We start from the raw sequence: 20645 nt of genomic DNA on the forward strand, positions 1-20645 counted from the left end.
ACCATGGCACTGACAGATACACTAAAGCAGATAAATGAGCTTGATCTCAGCGATATTGATTTTTCCCGTATGGGAATTTGGCCCCTGCCTGGACGTATAGCACTGTTGATTATTATTTCGACAGTAATTGTTGGTCTCGGCTATTACGCTTTAATCAAAGATCGTTACAGGCAGCTGGAACTTGCAGAGAGCAAGGAGCAACAGTTGTTTAAACAATTTGAGACTAAGCACCAGCAGGCTGCCAATCTAGATGCCTACCGCGCCCAATTAGAAGAAATGGATTTAACATTCGGTGCACTGCTCAAACAGCTCCCCAAAGACACTGAAGTGCCTGGCCTGCTTGAAGATATTGATGAGTATGGCCGGGGCAGTGGCCTAACGATTAATGATATTGGCTTGCAAAAAGAACGAGTCGGAGAGTTTTATGTGGAGCTGCCAATCCAGATATCCGTGAAAGGTGGATACCATGAGTTTGGAGCCTTTGTTAGTGGTATTGCGGGTATGCCGCGAATAGTCACTCTGCACGACTTTAGGATTGTAAATGATAAACAAGGCGGTTTACTCAACATGACGATTAACGCCAAAACCTATCGCTACAAAGATCAGGGTGAAGAGGGATGATCAGATACCTCACGATCGTGGCCGCATTGCTCTCTATAGTTGGGTGTGACTCCAATTCAGATCACAGCGAATTACGCGATCGCATGGCTAAGGTGGAAAGCCAACCGAAGGGGCAAATTGAGCCAATCCCTACATTTACTCCATACAGTCCGTACATCTACGTTGCTGCCGCCCAAAGAAGCCCTTTTACCCGCCCGGTTCTCGAGTCTGAACAGCGTATAGTCGGGCGTAGGCTTGATATCGCTCCGGATTTAACGCGTCAAAGAGAGCTTCTGGAAGGGGTTAACTTCGATGCGTTGTCGATGGTTGGCAGTTTGTCCCGGGATGGCCAAATCTGGGCTCTGGTCAATGACGGTGATGGAGGAATTCACCGTATTACGGTTGGTAATTATCTCGGAAAAAATCACGGCCGAGTGGTGAATGCCACTAATGCACAGCTCGATATTTTAGAAATTATACCGGATGGCACCGGAGGCTGGATTGAGCGGCCACGGGCACTGGCGTTGGAAGAGAGGGACAACGGATAATGAACATTAAGCAGTTTGCCATTTTTATGGTGCGAATCCAACTGTTACTGGTTGGCCTATTGATGCTTCCAGTTGCGCATGCCCAGGTAAACCAGCTCAATGATATTCAATTTGCAGAGCTTCCCGGTAGTCGAGTCCAGCTTCGCCTAACCTTCAATGAGGCACCTCCGGAGCCAACAGGCTACACAATAGAACAGCCAGCTCGAATCGTATTGGACTTCGCAGGAGTTGAAAGTTCACTCCCCCAGAAGAAGTATTCGCTAGGTATTGGTGCTGCCCGCAGTGCAGTGATTGTCTCTAGTGAAGATCGTACCCGCTTGATCGTGAACCTTGATGAGCTTCCTGTGTACTCAAGTGAGCGCCAGGGCAATCAGTTGATAATGGAGATAGGGGCTGAGGCTTCAGAAAATGAGGTCCAGGTTGCCAGCGCAACTCCACATGATAGTGGTTTGGATTTAGGGGGCGCGAAGCAGTTCCAAGTTACAAGTAACGTAGCCGTCAACAATGTAGATTTTCGTAGAGGTGAAGAAGGTGAGGGTAAGGTTATCGTTAGCCTGACTGACCCCGCCGTTAATATCGATGTTGAACGCACGAACGGAAAAATCTACTTAACTTTCCTGGGGGCAGAGCTGCCAGAAGCTTTGCGCCAGAGACTGGATGTTACGGATTTCGCTACCCCTGTTAGCTCAATAACCGTGGATTATGATGGTCGCAACACGGTTATTTCTGTAGATCCAAGTGACGTTGAATACGATTACTTGGCCTACCAAGCAGATACTGAGTATGTTCTCAGTGTCAAGCCTCTCTCCGCCCAAGAAATTCGCGAGAAAGAGAAAGAATTTCAGTTTGATGGAAAGAAACTGTCGCTAAATTTCCAGGATATCGAAGTCCGCTCGGTTTTACAGGTAATAGCGGACTTTACTGACCTTAATTTAGTGGCAAGTGATACTGTTGAAGGTCGTATTACACTTCGACTAGATGGTGTACCTTGGGACCAAGCATTAGCCCTAATTCTTAAGGCTAAAGGCTTGGACAAGCGTCAGGAAGGCAGTGTCATTATGGTTGCTCCAGCGGCCGAAATTGCGGAGAGAGAACGCCAGGAACTTGAAACCCGTAAGCAATTGGAAGAGTTGGCTCCGCTGCGAACAGAATATATCAGTGTTCGTTATGCTGACGCAGGAGAGCTGTTTGAGCTCTTTTCCGGAGGGCAAAATAACGGGTCTGGACAAGGTGGATTTGCCGGCGGAGGCAGTAGTAATAACTCTAATACCCCAACGATGTTATCTTCCCGCGGAAGTGCGATCGTGGATGAGAGAACCAATACGATTATTTTGACGGATACTGAAGACAAGATTGCTCAGTTCAGAGAATTAATCGAGGTTATTGATATTCCTATTCGCCAGGTCATGATCGAGGCGAGAATCGTAACTGCTACCAGTGACTTTCAGCGTGAGCTGGGAGTTCAATGGGACTTTGCCGATTATACTGATATCACTGACAATAGTTATGGCCTAGCCTCCGCTAGTAGCTGGCTAGAGGACGGTACCTCTATTGGTGATGTAGCTTCTGAAACTCAATTTGACCCAATGATAGTAGACCTTGGAGTAAGTAACCCGGCAGGAAGTCTTGCTTATGCCATTTTGAAAGAAAACTTCTTCCTTGGTTTGGAATTATCCGCTTTGGAAGACAGTGGCCTCGCCGAAGTAGTTTCCCAGCCTAAAGTTGTCACTGGAGATAAACAAGAAGCCAATATTCAGTCTGGTGTTGAGATTCCTTATCAAGAAACTACGTCTTCCGGAGCTGCTTCAATCACTTTCCGGGAGGCGGTATTACAACTGAATGTGACCCCTCAAATCACACCAGATAACAATATTATTATGTCTCTAAATATTGAACAGAATAGTGTTGGAGAATATGTCAGTGTCGGAGCTGGTGAGGTCCCCTCTATTAATATCAATACCTTAGCTACCAAAGTATTGGTTCGTAATGGAGAAACAATTGTTCTCGGTGGTATTTTTGAAGGTACCGTCGTAGAGAGTGAAACAAAGGTTCCTCTGCTGGGTGACATTCCCTACCTTGGCAACTTGTTCAAAAAGACTATACGCACGGATGATAAACGTGAGATCCTGATGTTTATCACACCGCGTATTCTTGAAGACGAGGCTTTCTACTCTAAGTGATCACCCGCTCTATTTTCCTGATCGGCCCCATGGGGGCCGGCAAGTCTACGATCGGCAGGTTGTTGGCAGCGCAATTGCAGCTGCCTTTTGCCGATACCGACAAAGTGCTGGAAGAGCGCACTGGTGCGGATATTCCCTGGATTTTTGATGTGGAAGGCGAAGCCGGATTTCGCCGTCGTGAGAGTGAAATATTGGAAGAGCTCTGCCTGGGTGAGTGCCAGGTTATCGGTACCGGCGGCGGAATAGTTTTGCTGGAAGAGAATCGACGCCAGCTACAAAAATATGGCCATGTAGTTTATTTGCAGGCCAATATCGATCAGCTCTTAGAGCGCACTTCTAAGAATACCAATCGCCCGTTGCTTCGTGTACCCAACCCCCGTCAGCGTATTGCGGAAATTTTGCAGGAACGCGAGCCTCTGTATCGTGAGGTTGCAGATATTATTTGCGACACCAATGACCTCTCCCCCAAGCAAGCATCCCTCCTGGTCGCAGAACACCTAGGCAGCCTACTGTACGATTAGTCCCAAGCGTCTGTGCTAAAGTGCGTCTCACTTCTGTTGAGATAAGCACTAGGGGATTGAGAGCAGTATGCAAAGCCTTAACGTAGAACTCGGCGAGCGTAGTTATCCGATAATTATTGGTTCAGGTTTGCTCGGTGACGCGCAATATATCCTCCCTTACATTAAAGGCCGGCAAGTTTGCATTGTTACCAATGAAACTATTGCTCCTCTTTATTTGGCGACATTATTGGAAGGGCTAAAAGGGCTCGATAAAGTGGATGTTGTCGAGCTTCCCGATGGTGAAGCTTTTAAATCACTCGACACAGTGAATCGAATTTTTGATGTGCTGCTGGAAAAGCGTCACAACCGCACTACGACACTAATCGCGTTGGGCGGTGGTGTCGTTGGAGATATGTGCGGTTTTGCTGCAGCCTGTTATCAGCGCGGGGTTAACTTTATTCAGGTACCGACTACCCTGCTGTCTTTGGTTGACTCCTCTGTTGGGGGAAAGACCGGCGTTAATCATCCCCTTGGTAAAAATATGATTGGCGCCTTCCACCAGCCCCGCCTTGTCCTTGCGGATACCGATACCCTTGCCACATTGCCTGCACGTGAATTTTCCGCAGGCCTCGCCGAGGTCATTAAATACGGATTGATCTGTGACAGCCCATTCTTCGAATGGATCGAGGAGAATTTACAAAAGTTACTAACGCGGGAGCCCGCAGCACTGGCTTACGCTATTGAGCGCTGCTGCGCCGATAAGGCGGATGTTGTTGCCTGTGATGAGCGCGAGAGTGGTCGTAGGGCGATACTGAATCTTGGCCACACCTTCGGCCACGCTATTGAGGCAGTGCAGGGGTATGGCAGTTGGTTACACGGTGAGGCTGTTGCCGCCGGCATGGTCATGGCGCTGGAGTTATCCAGATTGCGCGGGGATATCGATGCAGAGCTGGTGGAACGGTTGCGAGCGATGCTAGAGGCGGCTGATTTGCCGCAGCAGGCACCGCAAGCTATGACAACCGCTGAATTCCTCCAAGTAATGCAGGTGGATAAGAAGGTGTTGGACGGAAAATTGCGTTTAGTACTCCTAAAGGCGTTGGGAGAAGCAATTATTGTCGATGATACCCCCAGAAAAATGATTATAAATGCACTTAAAAATTGTGGTGCCGAGTGACAACCCTGCTCTTATTGTCTTAAAAATAGGACTGGGTACTAGAAAGGCTAGTTGGCAGAAGATAAGTTTGGTTTTATTTGATTTGACAGACTAATACACTGCTAAAAGTTGAAAATGTAGTGTTGGGCAAGTAATATTGCGCCCCCCCGAAAGGAAAGGCGGGGCAAAAAACCGCCAATAACAACAAAAAAAGCCCCAGCAGAGGGCTTTTTTTATCTCGGGATCTTTTTCCAAGGGACCGCAGGAGAGCGTAGCGCGAAGCTTAAAGTGACATTCGCCCATAACAGGCACTTCTTTTTTTTAAGCGCCAGTGGTCCCCCAATCGATAGCGACGAGGAATTCTATGGGTAGCAGTCTGTATCAGTTGGATGAGTTTAAGGACAACTGCGGTTTTGGTCTGATCGCTCATTTGCACGGTGTGGCAAGTCACAAGTTGGTGCAGACGGCCATTGAATCCCTCACTTGCATGACCCACCGGGGCGGTATTGCCGCCGATGGTAAAACCGGTGATGGTTGCGGTCTTTTGCTGCAAAAGCCGGATGCTTTCCTCCGCGCAGAAGCCAAGACCCTGTTTGGTGCTGAGCTGACAGCAACCTACGCAGTGGGATCAATCATGCTCCCACTGGATCAAGCCGAGGCCGATAAAGCCCGCAAAATACTCGAAACTGAGTTGCAAGCTCAGGGCCTAAAGACCGTCGGCTGGCGCACCGTACCGACCAACCCGGAATGCCTGGGCCCCATTGCCCGGGATTGCCTTCCGCACTTTGAGCAACTGCTGATCAACGATGCGGACGAGCCCCTCGGCGAGGCGAAATTCAATGCCCGTCTGTATGTGGCCCGTCGCAAAGCCGAGTTGCGCTTAAGTAGCGAAGTCTATATCGCCAGCCTTTCAACCAGTGTCCTCTCCTACAAAGGCCTGATGATTCCGGCTGATCTGCCCAAGTTTTTCCCAGAACTGGCCGACCCGCGCCTGGAAACCGCGATCTGTGTTTTCCACCAGCGCTTTTCTACCAATACCATGCCCCGCTGGCCCCTGGCCCAGCCATTCCGCCTGCTGGCGCACAATGGTGAGATCAACACTATTACCGGCAACCGCAACTGGTCTGTTGCCCGCACCAGTAAATTTGCCACTGACCTGATTCCAGAGCTGAATGAGCTGGTGCCCCTGGTTAACCGCGAGGGTTCCGACTCCTCCAGCCTGGACAACATGCTGGAGATGCTGTTGGCGGGCGGCATGGAGCTGCACCGGGCCGTGCGCATGCTAGTGCCGCCGGCCTGGCAAAATGTTGAAGGAATGGATGCGGACCTTCGCGCTTTTTACGAATATATCTCCATGCATATGGAGCCCTGGGATGGGCCGGCTGGATTGGTGATGACGGATGGCCGCTATGCCGTGTGTACCCTGGACCGCAACGGCTTGCGCCCCTCGCGCTGGGTGATTACCAAGGATGACCTGATCACCGTGGCCTCCGAAGTGGGCGTGTATGATTACGCCCCTGAAGATGTTGTGGCTAAGGGCCGCCTAGGACCGGGGCAGATGCTGTCGGTGGACACCCAAGAGGGCAAGCTCTACCACACCGCTGACATCGATAATATGCTCAAGCGGGCACAGCCCTATAAGCGTTGGCTCAAGGATAAAGCACGCCGTATCCGCTCTACTTTGGTTACTGCGCCGGTGGACAACAACTTCTCCCACCAGCAATTCAAGGTCTACCAAAAGCTGTTCAGCTCCTCCCTGGAAGAGCGTGACAAAGTCGTCCGGCCCATGGCTGAAGCGGGGCAGGAAGCAGTTGGTTCAATGGGCGATGATACGCCGATGGCGGTTTTGTCTCGTTACAACCGCTCGCTCTACGACTACTTCCGCCAGCAGTTTGCCCAGGTAACCAACCCGCCAATTGACCCCCTGCGGGAAACCGTGGTGATGTCTCTGGAGACCTGCTTGGGTCGAGAGAAATCAGTATTTGAGGAAACTCCCGAGCACGCGGACCGGGTAATCCTGTCTTCGCCAGTACTTTCCCATATGAAGTACACGGCACTCTTATCACTTGATCGCCCGGGCTTCGAAGCGGAGATCTTCGACCTGAACTACGACCCCGCTGAACAGGATCTCAAGTCGGCGATTGAACAGCTCTGCGCCAAAGTTGAAGCCTCGGTGAGGGCGGGGGCTGTGATTGTAGTGCTGTCCGATCGCGATATTCGCGAGGGGCACCTGCCAATCGATGCACTGCTGGCGACAGGCGCGGTGCACCACCACCTGGTACATGCGGGCTTGCGCTGTGACTCCAATGTTGTGGTGGATACCGCCAGCGCCCGCGATGCACATCAGTTGGCCTGTTTGGTTGGTGTCGGTGCCACCGCAGTACACCCGTATTTCTCCTACAGCATTATCAATCACCTGATCGATACCGGTGAATTGCTGCTGGATGCCGCTGAGGCGCAGAAAAATTACCGCAACGGCATTATCAAGGGCCTGTTAAAGATCCTGTCCAAGATGGGCATTTCCACCGTTGCCTCTTATCGCGGTGCACTGCTGTTCGAGCTGGTGGGTATTTCCAAGGATGTGGTGGACCTGTGTTTCCCCGGAGCGCCCACTCGCATTGAAGGTGCCGGCTTCCCCGAGTTGCAAGCCGATATGGCGGCCCGCTCTGAAATTGCCTGGAAAGCCCGCAAACCTGTTTCCCCCGGCGGCCTGCACAAGTTTGTCTACGGCCAGGAGTATCACGCATTTAACCCGGATGTGGTGACTACCCTGCGGCGCGCTGCCAGCACCGGTGACTATGCCGCGTGGCGGGACTACGCGGAGCTGGTTAACCAGCGCCCCGTGGCGACATTGCGGGATATGCTGGACTTCAAGGAGAACATCGAACCGGTAGCTCTGGAAGATGTGGAGCCGGCAGAGCAGATTTTGCGTCGCTTTGATACGGCGGCCATGTCCCTGGGGGCCCTGTCCCCCGAAGCCCATGAGTCTTTGGCCCAAGCGATGAATCGCCTGGGTGGGCGTTCAAACAGTGGCGAGGGCGGTGAAGATCCAGCTCGTTTTGGCACTGATAAAGTTTCCAAGATTAAGCAAATTGCCTCCGGTCGTTTTGGCGTAACACCGCACTACCTGGTAAATGCAGAGGTATTGCAAATTAAGGTAGCCCAGGGCGCCAAGCCCGGTGAAGGCGGCCAGCTGCCCGGTGGCAAGGTCAACGAGTTGATCGCGCGGCTGCGCTATTCGGTGCCCGGCGTGACCCTGATTTCCCCGCCGCCGCATCACGATATCTATTCCATCGAGGATTTGGCGCAGCTGATCTACGACCTCAAACAGGTCAATCCCGATGCCTTGGTCTCGGTAAAACTGGTATCGCGGCCCGGGGTTGGCACTATTGCTGCGGGTGTTGCCAAAGCCTATGCGGATTTGATCACCATCTCCGGCTACGACGGCGGCACAGCGGCCAGCCCAATCACCTCGATTCGCTATGCCGGGTCGCCCTGGGAGCTGGGATTGGCGGAAACCCACCAGACCCTGCGCGCCAATGATTTGCGCGGCAAGGTTCGGGTACAAACCGATGGGGGCCTGAAAACCGGCCTCGATGTGATCAAGGCGGCAATTCTCGGTGCCGAGAGCTTCGGCTTTGGTACGGCACCCATGGTGGCGATCGGCTGTAAGTATCTGCGCATCTGCCACTTGAATAACTGTGCCACCGGTATCGCCACCCAGAAGAAGGACCTGCGTGACGAGCACTATATCGGCACCGCAGAAATGGCGATGAACTTCTTCCGTTTTGTCGCCGAGGAGACCCGCGAGTGGATGGCCAAGCTCGGGGTGCGCAGCCTGGAAGAGTTGGTGGGGCGTGTGGACTTACTGCGCGTGCTGGATGGCGAAACTGACAAGCAGAAAAAGCTGGATCTCGCGCCTTTATTGCATACGGATGAGCTGTTGGACAGCAAGCCGCAAACCTGTCAGTCCGCCACCAATGACCCCTGGGATAAGGGCGAACTGGCGGAGCGGATGGTGGCGGATATCCTGCCTACCATCGAAGGCTTCAAAGGTGGCGAGTTCAGCTACGACGTGACCAACTGTGACCGATCCCTGGGTGCGCGCCTATCCGGTGAGATCGCCAAGCGCTACGGTAACCAGGGCATGGTTGAAGCTCCGGTGAAACTGCGCCTCAAAGGGGTCGCCGGCCAGTCATTCGGCGTGTGGAATGCCGGTGGTCTGGAAATGTACCTGGATGGCGATGCCAACGACTATGTGGGCAAAGGTATGGCTGGCGGCAAGCTGGTTATACGACCGCCGCAAGGTAGCTCATTCGCCTCTCAGGAAACCAGTATTGTCGGCAATACCTGTCTCTACGGTGCCACAGGCGGGAAGTTGTTTGCGGCGGGCTGTGCCGGTGAGCGCTTCGCCGTGCGCAACTCCGGTACCTTTGCGGTCGTCGAAGGGGCGGGAGATCACTGCTGTGAATATATGACCGGGGGTATGGTCGCGGTTCTCGGGCGCACCGGATTTAACTTCGGCGCCGGTATGACCGGTGGCTTTGCCTATGTCCTGGATATGGAGCGGGATTTCTTTGATCGCTGCAATCATGAGTTGATCGAACTGCGCCGAATCAGCAGCGAAATTCTCGAGCCACACCAGAGTCACCTGCGCGAAGTTATCGAGGAGTATGCGGCGGAGACCCAGAGCGCCTGGGGCGCCGAGTTGTTGGATAACTTCGATGATTACTTGAGCCGTTTCTGGCTGGTTAAACCAAAGGCGGCGAGCCTTGCAGATCTTCTTTCCGACGTGCGCAAGCGCGGCGAATAAAGGCGGGGTGGAGAAACAGTATGAAAGACAGACTGAACAATGACTTCCAGTTTATCGACGTAAGTCGCATCGACCCGCCGAAGAAGGACATCATCACCCGCACCGGCGAGTTTGTTGAAATTTATGAGCCTTTCAGTGAGCGGCAGGTGGCCAGCCAGGCGCACCGCTGCCTGGATTGTGGCAACCCCTATTGCGAATGGAAGTGCCCGGTACACAACTACATTCCCAACTGGTTGAAGTTGATCAGCGAGGGCAATGTTATTGAGGCAGCCGAACTCTGCCACGAAACCAATACCCTGCCGGAAGTCTGTGGCCGGGTTTGCCCCCAGGATCGTCTCTGTGAGGGTGCATGTACCCTCAATGATGGCTTTGGTGCGGTCACCATCGGCAATGCGGAAAAGTATATTACCGATACAGCCTTCGCCCTGGGTTGGCGCCCGGACTTAAGTCATGTTGAGAAAACGGGCAAGCGAGTAGCGGTGATTGGTGCCGGCCCGGCGGGTCTGGGCTGCGCTGATATTTTGGTGCGCAACGGCGTGCAGCCGGTGGTATTCGACAAGCACCCGGAAATTGGTGGCTTGATTACTTTTGGTATTCCCGAGTTCAAGCTGGAAAAGTCGGTAATGCAGCAGCGCCGGGAAGTGTTTACTGAGATGGGCGTTGAGTTCTGTCTCAATACTGAGGTGGGTAAGGACATCAGTTTTGAGCAGCTGCTCAATGACTACGATGCTGTCTTTATGGGGATGGGCACTTACAACTACATGAGGGGCGGCTTCCCCGGTGAAGATTTGCCCGGTGTTCACGATGCTTTGCCATTCCTGATTGCCAACGTAAATCGCAATATGGGCTGGGAGCGCGACGCCTCGGAATTTGTTTCGGTTGAGGGCAAGCGTGTGGTGGTTCTCGGCGGTGGTGATACCGCCATGGACTGTAACCGCAGCTCGATTAGATTGGGCGCCAAGAGCGTAACCTGTGCCTACCGCCGCGACGAAGAAAATATGCCTGGCTCTCGTCGGGAAGTGGCCAATGCCAAGGAAGAGGGCGTACAGTTCCTGTTCAATCGCCAGCCGGTTGAGATCGTTGGAGATGGCAAGGTGGCCGGGGTTAAAGTGGTTACTACGGAGCTCGGTGAGCCCGATGAAAACGGCCGCCGTCGCCCTCAGGTGGTGCCCGGTTCTGAAGAAATTATCCCGGCGGATATTGTTCTGGTGGCCTTTGGATTCCGCCCCAGCCCGGCGGAGTGGTTTCCGCAGCACAATATTGAAGTTGCCGACTGGGGTGGCGTCGTCGCTCCAGAAAAACAAAAATACAAATTCCAGACCTCCAATGAGAAGGTGTTTGCCGGCGGTGATATGGTGCGCGGCTCCGACCTGGTAGTGACCGCTATCTGGGAAGGGCGCCAGGCCGGTGAAGGTATCCTCGATTACCTGGATATTTAATCGTTTCTGATTTGCAGTGGGGGCAGGGTCCCTCACTGCCCAATTATTCCGTGCACATTTGTGCCAGTCCCAATAGGCACCTCGCAATATCTTTGCCACCCTGTGTATAGCGGCCAAGCCCCTGTACAATGCCCGTTTTTTTAGCCCGCTCGGTGTGCCTATGTCTGATACCAAACCGTCCGAATTGAAAAACGACCGCTTTCTTCGCGCCCTTCTGCGCCAGCCAGTGGATCGAACGCCTGTGTGGATGATGCGACAGGCGGGGCGCTACCTGCCGGAATATCGAGCCAGCCGCGCCGAAGCCGGCAGCTTTATGGATCTGTGCCGCAATACTGAGCTGGCCTGTGAGGTAACGCTGCAACCCCTGGAGCGCTACCCGCTGGACGCCGCCATTCTGTTTTCCGATATCCTGACTATTCCCGATGCCATGGGCCTGGGCCTCTACTTCTCTGAAGGCGAGGGCCCAAAGTTCCACAAGCCCCTGCGCACGGCGGCCGATATCGAAGCCCTGGAAGTGGTGAACAGCGAAAAGGATTTGGACTATGTGATGAATGCCGTGTCCACCATCCGCCGCGAGTTGAATGGTCGCGTGCCGCTTATCGGCTTCTCCGGCAGCCCCTGGACGCTGGCGACTTATATGGTTGAAGGTGGCTCCAGCAAGGATTTTGCCCGCTGTAAGGAAATGCTCTACAACCGCCCTGAGCTGATGCACCAGTTACTCACGGTGCTGGCCGACTCTGTTACCGATTACCTGAACGCCCAGATTCGCGCTGGTGCCCAGGCCGTACAGATCTTTGATACCTGGGGCGGGGCACTCAGCCACAGTGCTTATCGTGAATTCTCCCTGAAATATATGCAGAGAATTCTCCAGGGGCTGATTAAAGAAATCGACGGTCGTCGAGTGCCGGCCATCCTGTTCACTAAGGGAGGCGGTCAGTGGTTGGAAGCAATGGCTGATACCGGCGCTGACGCCCTGGGCTTGGATTGGACTACAGACATTGGCAGTGCCCGCGCCCGAGTGGGAGACAAGGTGGCCCTGCAAGGTAACTTGGACCCAGCTGTTCTCTACGCGAGTCCCGAACGAATTCGCACAGAAGTGGCGGCTGTTTTGAAGTCTTTTGGTCAGGGTAGTGGCCACGTTTTCAATTTAGGTCACGGAATTACCCCGAAGGTAGATCCCAAACATGCCGGAGCCATGATTGAAGCTGTGGTAGAGCTGTCAGCCCAATATCACGCCTAAATTGGCCACTGATCCCTGAGTCTGTGAATACAGTCTCACTTTGGGCGGGTGAACCTTAATATCTCTCCATGATATAAAGGTGAGCTTGCCCAGAGGACCGAGGATCTTACGCCACGGGGTCTTTCAGGGCAGCGTTTTAGCGTTAACTACAGTTGTCGGCACCTTCCCCAGTGGCAATCGAACAAGCAAAAATTTCTGTCGGTGATTTACAGCGCGGCATGTTTGTCTCCAAGCTCGACAGGCCTTGGACACGCACTCCATTTGCGCTGCAGGGTTTTTATATCCGCGATTTGGAAGAAATTCGGCAGCTACAGAAATACTGCCGGTTTGTTTATGTCGATATACACAAAACTGTCGGCAGTGCCGGAGTTACCCTGCGACGATTACTCGGGGGCAGCGACACTTCCGCAAAGGGCCGTGCTTCCGGCCGCACAGCGGTCACTATCCCCTGCAAACCTGTCACTGTTTCCCATAAAAAATACCCCCCTCCGCAGCCGGCGCAACGGGAAGCCAGTAATGCGCGCAAGCTCCACGGCCAGATCCTCTATGGTATGAATGAGGTAATGGGGCTTGTCTCCAACAACAGGCCCATACCGGTGCAGCAGGTCAACCAAGTCGTTGAGGATTTAGTAGAAAGTGTGCTGCGCAGTCCCGATGCGTTTGCCTGGCTGGCTCGTGTGCGAGATAAGGATGAGCACACCTACAGTCACTCGGTGCGTGCCAGTATTTGGGCGGTGCTATTCGGCCGCCATATCGGTCTTTCACGCAGTGATTTACTAAAGCTCGGGGTGGCTACTCTGCTGAAGGATGTAGGCAAGCTGGCTATCGACGGGGAAGTGCTGCAGATGAAGCAGCGCGACCCGCGCAGTGAATTGGAGTATCGAAAGTTTGTGCAGCACAGCGTCAAGATGCTGTCGGCAGACCCACAAATAGATCCGAAGGTTATCGAAGTCATTAGTGCCCACTGCGAGCGCCACGATGGTAGTGGTTACCCTGAGGGCTTGCGCGGTGACAGGATTTCAGTGTTGGCGCGCATGTGCGGAATAGTGACTTTCTATGATGAAGCCACTAATCCAAGAGGTTCCAGTGAGCCGGTAGCGCCATCCCGGGCAGTTGCCAAGTTGTATGACCTGAGAGGTATCGCCTACCAGGAACAGTTGGTAGTGGAGTTCATTCAGGCTATTGGCCTCTATCCCACGGGTACTCAGGTGGAGTTGTCCACCGGAGAAGTCGGCGTGGTGGTGGAACAGACCTACGACCGGCGCTTGCGACCAAAGGTAATGATCGTTCTCGATGGGCAAAAACAGACGCTCAGCAAGCCTCGCCTGTGTGACTTAGCTGAAGTTGAGGATCGAGAACAGAAGCTTATCGAGCGTGGCAAGATGAGTGTCGAGGAAAAGATCAGTATCCTCAGGGATATAGAACCCGGAGCTTACCCCCAGGTGGATGCGGCGAATATTCGCGACAATTATTTATTCCGCGGTGGCCGACTGGGGCAGCTGCTGACGCGCCTGACAAAATAAACGTTCTTTTTTCCCGAGGCGGCAGTTTAGGAACCTCCTAAAGACTGCCGCTGTTCCTTATTAATCAGTCCTTGCCGGATAGTAAATTTCCGAAATGCTCACCCATGCGCACGGGAGACTCGGCTTCAAGCTGGTCGAGCCAGCTCACCTGGTCTGCGCCAAATAGCATAATGACGGTAGAGCCCAGCTTAAAGCGTCCCATCTCCTCACCTTTCTCCAGGTGGACAGGTGCCTTTTCCAGATAATCCGTATTGATGACTTTGCGCTGGATTGGAGCGACTTGTCCGGCCCATACGGTTTCGATACCGGCGACAATCATTGCACCCACCAGGATCATTGCCATAGGGCCGGCTTCCGTATCGAATACGCAGACCAGACGCTCGTTGCGCGCGAACAGGCGCGGAACGTTTTCTGCAGTTACCGTATTTACAGAGAAGAGTTGTCCGGGCACATAGGTCATGCTGCGCAGGGTGCCGGCCATGGGCATATGCACACGGTGATAATCCTTCGGTGACAGATACACGGTGGCGAAGTGCCCGTCATTAAATTGCGCGGCCACCTTGGGATCACCACCCACCAGTTCAACCAGGCTGTAGTCGTGACCCTTGGCCTGGAAAATACGGCCGTTATGGATCTGGCCCAGCTGGCTGATGGCGCCGTCGGCGGGGCTGGCGAGGGTGTGTTGCCCTTCGATAATGGGGCGGGCTCCGTCTACCAACTCGCGGGTAAAGAATTCATTGAAGGTGCGGTAGGCAGTGCAGTCGCTCTCTTTGGCCTCCTGCATATCTACACCGTACTTCTCCACAAACCAGCGGGTGAAAGGATCTTTGATCCACTTGAGTTCTGTATTCGCCAACCAACCGGCTGCACGGGAGAGTGCGTGTTGCGGCGTTAGGTATTGCAGGGCGGCAAAAAGTTTAGGGTTCATAAATCTACGTCTTTTCTCAATGTATCTACTGCTGTACCGGCGTATTGGGCAAATTGCCCCACTCACTCCAGGAGCCTGGATAAGCACGGATATCCAATCCCAGGGACTTGCCCACTAACCAGGTAAAAGCGGAGCGGTGATGGCTCTGGCAGTGGGTGACAATCTTGTGTGAGCTATCAATTCCCAGTGCAGCGAGGAATTCGCGGGCATCCGCACGAATACGCAAGTCTTTTTGCGGGTCCATCAGTTGGGTCCACTCGCAATTGATTGCTCCCGGGATATGACCGCCCTTCATGGCCAGGACCCGCTCACCGCGATATTCCTGGGGTGAGCGAGCATCCCAAACAAGGAGTTCATCATTGCCCAGTTGATCCTGGATTTGCTGGGCGTCCATCGCAGCTGTGCTGTTGACGGTGATTTGAATATCACTCGGCTCGATATCCGGTGCCTCGGTAGTGAGAGGAAGGCCGGCGCCTCGCCAGGCCAACATGCCACCATTCAAGTAGCTGTAATTGCGGTGGCCTATCATTTCCAGGGTCCACAAAAAGCGCCCAGCCCAACCGCCACCTTCGTCGTCACAGGCGACCACATGTTGTTCCGGCTTCAAGCCGATAGCTTGAAATACTTGGGTCAGCTGTTCGATACCGGGAAGTTTGCCCGGTGCGGGCGCGGTGCCAGCCATCAGCGCCTGGAACGGCAGGTGAACGGCCCTTGGGATATGGCCGTTGAGGTAATTGTGGGGTGAGCTGAGGTCGACAATCAGCAGTTCTTCGCGCTCAAGCTGAGTCGCGAGCTCATCCGCTTCGATGATCAGTTTCAAAACTTGTTCTCCGATTCCAGGCTGTTGCGCAAATGCAGAAAACTATTCATGCGGCGCTCGCTAATTTTTCCATCGGTCAGAGCCTCCTGGATAGCGCAACCGGGTTCGCCCTGGTGGCGGCAGTCGCGAAAGCGGCAGTGTCCTATAAACGGTCGGAATTCGACAAACCCTTCCAGTAGGGCGGCCTCCTCCATATGCCAGAGTCCAAACTCGCGAATGCCTGGGGAGTCTATCAGATCACCCCCACTGGGCAGGTGAAACAGTTCCGCCGCTGTAGTGGTGTGAGTCCCCTTCTGTGTGGCCTCTGACAGGGCACCGGTGCGGGCGCCGGCACTGGGAAGCAGTGCGTTGACCAGGGATGACTTGCCCACCCCGGACTGCCCTACAAAAACGCTACATCCTTGCGCAAGGGTTTCCAGCAGCTCCGGCAGGCCCTCGCCAGTTTTGGTCGATAACCGTAAAACCGGGTAGCCGAGCTCCGGGTAGGGGGCGAGTAGCTCCTCCAATGAATCGCGATTGCGCTCATCGATCAGGTCGGTTTTGTTGAGCAGCAGCATGGGTGCTATGCCGGTGGTCTCTGCGGCTACCAGGTAGCGGTCTATAGCATTGGCAAAGGGTTCGGGGTAGGGGGCGATAACGATCAATATGCGATCGATATTGGCGGCGACCGTTTTCAGGTCGCCGTAGCGATCGGGTCTCTGTAGCTCGGAATTGCGCGGCAGGCGCGCCCCGATAACACCAATGCCCCCATCGCTGTCTTCGCTGGCAGGGTGCCAGGCAACGCGATCGCCGGTCACGAGGGTTTCGATATTGGCGCGCAAATGGCAGCGCTGGCGCAGGCTCGGATCACTCTCGCTCTCCACTAAAACCTGTGTGCCATAGTTGGCGATAACCAGGCCGATCTGTTCCTGCCCCAGTTGCCCCTCTTCCAGGGCCTCTTCGGCAGATTGCTCACGCTTGCGGGCGCGGGCTTCACGTTCCTGCTGGATTTTGTTGATACGCCACTGTTGGCGGCGATTTAATTTGCGTTTACTCATGCACTAGCACCTGGAGACTAGCGGCGGATTATAGCTATTGCAGGGTAGTTGCGGTAACTTGCGCGGAAAGTTTGAGGAGACCCGTTGTGGATCAGAACAACCTGATCTGGATTGACCTGGAGATGACAGGCCTGAATCCGGACAAAGAGCGCATTATTGAAATTGCCACAGTCGTGACGGATTCACGCCTGGAGATTCTCGCCGAGGGTCCCTCAATGGTCATTCACCAGAGCGATGCCTTGCTAGATGCAATGGATGAATGGAATACCGAACAGCACGGTGGTTCCGGGCTGGTAGCTCGGGTCAAAGAATCCAGTATTTCCGAAAGGGACGCGGAGAGGGAGACCCTGGAGTTCTTGCGACAGTGGGTCCCTGAGGGAGCATCTCCCATGTGTGGCAACTCTATCGGCCAGGATCGCCGGTTCCTGGTGAAATATATGCCGGAGTTGGAGTCCTATTTCCACTATCGCAACTTGGATGTCAGCTCGGTGAAGGAATTGGCTCGTCGCTGGCGCCCGGAGGTTTTGGATGGAGTTAAAAAACACAGCAGCCATTTGGCGCTCGACGATATCCGCGATTCTATTGAGGAATTGCGCCACTACCGCGAGACTTTTTTCCGCCTCTGACCCCCACTCCCGATTAGCCAGCGGGCTTGCGTTTGATTTTACGCTTGCGCCTGCGCCCGCTGCGCAACCGCTCCAGCGCCCAATCGATATGCTCCAGAACCAGGGGCGTGGCGCCGGCGCGCGCACTTTCCAGGGTATTGATGACTTCGGGCGTGGCCTCCCCATTGCCTAAGGCAACAGCCAGGTTGCGCAGCCAGCGCTCGTGGCCGATTCGGCGAATGGCCGAACCCTCAGTCTTGCGCAGGAACTCCTCTTCGCTCCAGGTAAACAACTTCAGTAGCTCACCATTGTCCAGTCCGTGTCGGGGATGAAAATCTTTTTCCTTGGTGGGCTTGGCGAATTTATTCCAGGGGCACACTATCTGGCAGTCGTCACAGCCGTATATTCGGTTGCCGATGGGCTCGCGAAATTCCTCAGGGATTGGGCCTTTGTTTTCAATAGTGAGGTAGGAGATGCAGCGCCGCGCATCCAGGGTACGGTCATCGATGAAGGCATCGGTAGGGCAAACCCTGAGGCAGGCGACACAGTCGCCACACTGATCATGCTCCTCGCTGATATCTATGGGGAGTGGCAAGTTGGTGTAGATTTCGCCGAGGAAAAAGTAAGAGCCGGCGGTCGAATTCAGTACCAGAGTATTTTTACCAATCCAGCCCAGGCCGGCCTTGGCTGCCAGGGCCTTCTCCATTACCGGGGCGCTGTCGGTAAAAGCCCGACCTTTCGATTCAATGCCCCGCTCGGCGCAATAGGTATCAATTTGCTTTGATAGATTGGCCAGGCGTTTGCGGATCAACTTATGGTAATCGCGGCCATTCGCATAGCGGGATACATAGGCCTTACTCGAATCCTTCAACACTTTAATCGGCTGGGTGTCCGGCGGCAGGTAGTCCAGACGCACGCTGATTACCCGCAGTGTTCCCGGCTCCAATAATTCGGGGCGCCAGCGTTTCTCACCGTGAGCGCCCATCCAGTCCATATCAGCGTGATAGCCCGCATCAATCCAGGCGCGCAGGCGTTCCCCTTCCTCCTCCAGCTGGCAATCGGTAATACCCACTTGTTGGAAGCCCAGTTCTCTGCCCCAAATTTTGATCTGTTGGGCTAAGTCGGCGAGCAGTGATTCGGTCATAGATAAAGCGGCTCGATATTCCCTGCAAGCACAATGCCTGGCCGGGGCGGTATACTTTGCGGTTGGCGCAAACGATGGCGATGTAATTGCCTATTTTGCCACAGATGAATTCTTGACCACATCGCGGGAGCTGCATGGACACGCCTCAACCTCTATACAGTGCCGAGTCGGTACGTGAGCTGGATCGACAGACGATTGCTGCACTGGAAATCCCCTCCATTCAACTGATGAAGCGCGCCGGTCGCGCGGCTTTTTCACATCTACGCAGGCACTGGCCGGAGATCGGCCGCCTCCAGGTTTTCTGCGGTGGTGGGAACAACGGTGGGGATGGCTATGTGATTGCCGCCCTCGCCGCGCAAAAGAAAATCCCGGTCACCGTTTATGCGTGTACCGATCCTCAGCACCTGAGTGGCGATGCCTGGGAGGCCTATGAGTACGCCTGCCGGGAAGGTGTCCAGGTGGTGAACTCTCTCGCAGAACTGGATACGGCGGATGCCAATACACTGATTGTGGATGCATTGCTGGGAACGGGCTTTAGCGGTGAGCTGCGCTCCGGCGTGGCGCATGCGGTTGAGCGAATCCGCAAAAGCCCTGGCCCGGTGTTGGCTGTGGATATCCCCTCCGGTATGAGTGCCGATACCGGCAGTGCCGGCGAGGCGGTCAGTGCCGATATAACGGTGACTTTTATCGGCCGCAAAATGGGGCTCTACTGCGGTCGCGGCCCGGCGCTCTGCGGAGAGGTAATTTTCGAAGGTTTGGGGGCACCTGAGGCTGCCTACCGAGCAGTTGAGCCTTTGGTTATGCGATACGAGGCTGATGCCATCCGTCGCCTGCCAGCGCGCGCTGCCGATAGCTTTAAAAACCAATTTGGCCATATTTTGGTTGTCGGCGGTGATACCGGATTTGGCGGTGCCGCATTGATGGCTGCGCAATCCTCAGCGCGCTGTGGAGCCGGGCTGATTTCCCTGGCGACCCGCCCTGAGCATTTGTCCGCAGCGTTAACTCGCAGTCCAGAAGTGATGGCTCATCCGGTGATTTCCGGGCAGGAGCTGGAACCGCTGCTCAAAGGCCCCAGCGTGATTGCAGTGGGCCCCGGTTTGGGACGCTCCCCCTGGAGTGAGCAGCTGCTGGCGCGAGCCGGCCGAGCTGAGGCGCCCTTGGTCGTAGATGCCGATGCATTGAATATTCTCGCTGAGGGCCGGGTTCTGGCCGGAGTCCGGCGGGATGACTGGGTGTTAACCCCACATGTGGGGGAGGCCGCCCGCCTCCTGGGTTGTGATACCGCCGAGGTGCTCGCCGATCCGCGCGCAGCTGCTATTGCAGTTCAGCAAAAATTCAGTGGCGTGGTGATATTAAAAGGCGCAGGCACCCTGATTGCACATGATGGTGGTGTTGACCTTATCAACAGCGGTAACCCGGGCATGGCTTCCGGTGGTATGGGAGACCTCCTCACCGGTATTGTTGCAGCATTGATTGGCCAGCACTTGCCGCTGGTGGAGGCTGCCCGATTGGCGGTGTGGTTACACGGAGAGGCGGGTAATCGCGCTGCCGAAGAGGGTATGCGGGGATTACTCGCTACGGATTTATTGCCCTGGATTAGACGTTTGGTAGATTGATGGCGAGTGAATTGAAATTACATTTGGCCGATGAAGCAGCCACCGTATCCGGCGGCAGCTCGCTCGGGCAGGCCTGTCTCGCGGCGGGCCTGCAACAGGGACTGACGCTGTATTTAAATGGTCAGCTGGGCGCGGGAAAGACAACTTTTTGTCGTGGGGTACTGAGGGCCTTTGGGCACGAGGGTGCGGTAAAGAGCCCCACCTATACCCTGGTGGAACCCTACGAACTCGAGGCTCACCGGGTTTACCACTTCGACCTCTATCGTCTGGGTGACCCGGAAGAGTTGGAGTTTATGGGGGTGCGGGATTATTTCTCTGCTCAGAGCTTGAGCCTTGTAGAGTGGCCCGAGCGGGGTGAGGGCATATTGCCGGCTCCAGACTTGGAAGTTGAGTTGGAAGTACCGGAAAGTGGTCGCCAGCTCAGGTTAATCGCGCGCTCGCCCCAGGGTGAGTGGGTAATAGACCTGCTGCAAAAGCTGCTGCGAGCATCCTGAAAAGA

General features: G+C 54.5%; 16 protein-coding genes. 12 read left to right on the forward strand and 4 right to left on the reverse strand.

Annotation, left to right across the window (positions count from 1 at the left end):
* The first annotated feature begins 3 nt into the window (after positions 1 to 3).
* The 9 genes from ACJJIE_RS18285 (at position 4) to ACJJIE_RS18325 (ending at position 13996) form a co-directional block, all read left to right on the forward strand.
* Complete coding sequence (locus tag ACJJIE_RS18285) at positions 4 to 621, forward strand: type IV pilus inner membrane component PilO (protein ID WP_444892586.1); 618 nt, start codon at positions 4 to 6, stop codon at positions 619 to 621.
* Positions 618 to 1148, forward strand: a complete 531-nt coding sequence (locus tag ACJJIE_RS18290) for a pilus assembly protein PilP (protein ID WP_444892587.1) — start codon at positions 618 to 620, stop codon at positions 1146 to 1148. The genes ACJJIE_RS18285 and ACJJIE_RS18290 overlap by 4 nt, the downstream gene beginning before the upstream one ends.
* Positions 1148 to 3328 (forward strand): type IV pilus secretin PilQ, encoded by a 2181-nt coding sequence (locus ACJJIE_RS18295; RefSeq protein WP_444892588.1) that lies wholly within the window; start codon positions 1148 to 1150, stop codon positions 3326 to 3328. Before ACJJIE_RS18290 ends, ACJJIE_RS18295 begins: the two co-directional genes overlap by 1 nt.
* Positions 3328 to 3849, forward strand: coding sequence for a shikimate kinase AroK (gene aroK, locus ACJJIE_RS18300; protein ID WP_444894783.1), 522 nt, complete (start codon positions 3328 to 3330; stop codon positions 3847 to 3849). The genes ACJJIE_RS18295 and aroK overlap by 1 nt, the downstream gene beginning before the upstream one ends.
* 67 nt (positions 3850 to 3916) lie before the next feature.
* Positions 3917 to 5002 carry a 3-dehydroquinate synthase gene (gene aroB / locus ACJJIE_RS18305; RefSeq protein ID WP_444892589.1) on the forward strand — a complete coding sequence of 362 codons (1086 nt, stop codon included), beginning with the start codon at positions 3917 to 3919 and terminating at the stop codon, positions 5000 to 5002.
* 343 nt (positions 5003 to 5345) lie between these two features.
* Positions 5346 to 9794 carry a glutamate synthase large subunit gene (gene gltB, locus ACJJIE_RS18310; protein WP_444892590.1) on the forward strand — a complete coding sequence of 1483 codons (4449 nt, stop codon included), beginning with the start codon at positions 5346 to 5348 and terminating at the stop codon, positions 9792 to 9794.
* Positions 9795 to 9814: 20 nt separating this feature from the next.
* Positions 9815 to 11233 (forward strand): glutamate synthase small subunit GltD family protein, encoded by a 1419-nt coding sequence (locus ACJJIE_RS18315; protein WP_282930294.1) that lies wholly within the window; start codon positions 9815 to 9817, stop codon positions 11231 to 11233.
* Positions 11234 to 11393: 160 nt separating this feature from the next.
* Positions 11394 to 12473 carry a uroporphyrinogen decarboxylase gene (hemE, locus tag ACJJIE_RS18320; protein ID WP_413664086.1) on the forward strand — a complete coding sequence of 360 codons (1080 nt, stop codon included), beginning with the start codon at positions 11394 to 11396 and terminating at the stop codon, positions 12471 to 12473.
* Between the two features lie 170 nt (positions 12474 to 12643).
* Positions 12644 to 13996: a cyclic di-GMP phosphodiesterase gene (locus ACJJIE_RS18325; protein WP_444892591.1), complete on the forward strand. Its 1353-nt coding sequence runs from the start codon at positions 12644 to 12646 to the stop codon at positions 13994 to 13996.
* 64 nt (positions 13997 to 14060) lie between these two features.
* On the opposite strand, the gene asd is transcribed toward ACJJIE_RS18325, so the two are convergent.
* From asd to rsgA, 3 genes are read right to left on the reverse strand one after another with little or no spacing between them, the layout of a single operon-like run.
* Positions 14061 to 14924 (reverse strand): archaetidylserine decarboxylase, encoded by an 864-nt coding sequence (gene asd / locus ACJJIE_RS18330; protein WP_444892592.1) that lies wholly within the window; start codon positions 14922 to 14924, stop codon positions 14061 to 14063.
* Between the two features lie 25 nt (positions 14925 to 14949).
* Entirely contained in the window at positions 14950 to 15744 is a 795-nt protein-coding gene (locus tag ACJJIE_RS18335; protein WP_444892593.1) for a sulfurtransferase, read from the reverse strand.
* Positions 15741 to 16781: a small ribosomal subunit biogenesis GTPase RsgA gene (gene rsgA, locus ACJJIE_RS18340; RefSeq protein ID WP_444892594.1), complete on the reverse strand. Its 1041-nt coding sequence runs from the start codon at positions 16779 to 16781 to the stop codon at positions 15741 to 15743. Before rsgA ends, ACJJIE_RS18335 begins: the two co-directional genes overlap by 4 nt.
* Positions 16782 to 16867: 86 nt before the next feature.
* On the opposite strand from rsgA, the gene orn reads away from it, so the two are divergent.
* Complete coding sequence (gene orn / locus ACJJIE_RS18345) at positions 16868 to 17407, forward strand: oligoribonuclease (protein WP_444892595.1); 540 nt, start codon at positions 16868 to 16870, stop codon at positions 17405 to 17407.
* A 13-nt stretch (positions 17408 to 17420) separates the two neighbouring features.
* Here the strand turns inward: orn and queG are convergent, their stop codons facing one another.
* A complete protein-coding gene (gene queG, locus ACJJIE_RS18350; RefSeq protein WP_413664092.1) occupies positions 17421 to 18530 on the reverse strand; it encodes a tRNA epoxyqueuosine(34) reductase QueG in 1110 nt (369 codons plus the stop codon).
* A gap of 134 nt (positions 18531 to 18664) precedes the next feature.
* Between queG and ACJJIE_RS18355 the strand changes: the two genes are divergently transcribed.
* Complete coding sequence (locus ACJJIE_RS18355; protein ID WP_444892596.1) at positions 18665 to 20146, forward strand: NAD(P)H-hydrate dehydratase; 1482 nt, start codon at positions 18665 to 18667, stop codon at positions 20144 to 20146.
* A complete protein-coding gene (gene tsaE, locus ACJJIE_RS18360) occupies positions 20146 to 20640 on the forward strand; it encodes a tRNA (adenosine(37)-N6)-threonylcarbamoyltransferase complex ATPase subunit type 1 TsaE (RefSeq protein WP_444892597.1) in 495 nt (164 codons plus the stop codon). The genes ACJJIE_RS18355 and tsaE overlap by 1 nt, the downstream gene beginning before the upstream one ends.
* Positions 20641 to 20645: the final 5 nt, after the last annotated feature.

Source organism: Microbulbifer maximicatervae (SeqCode) (genome assembly GCF_052467325.1).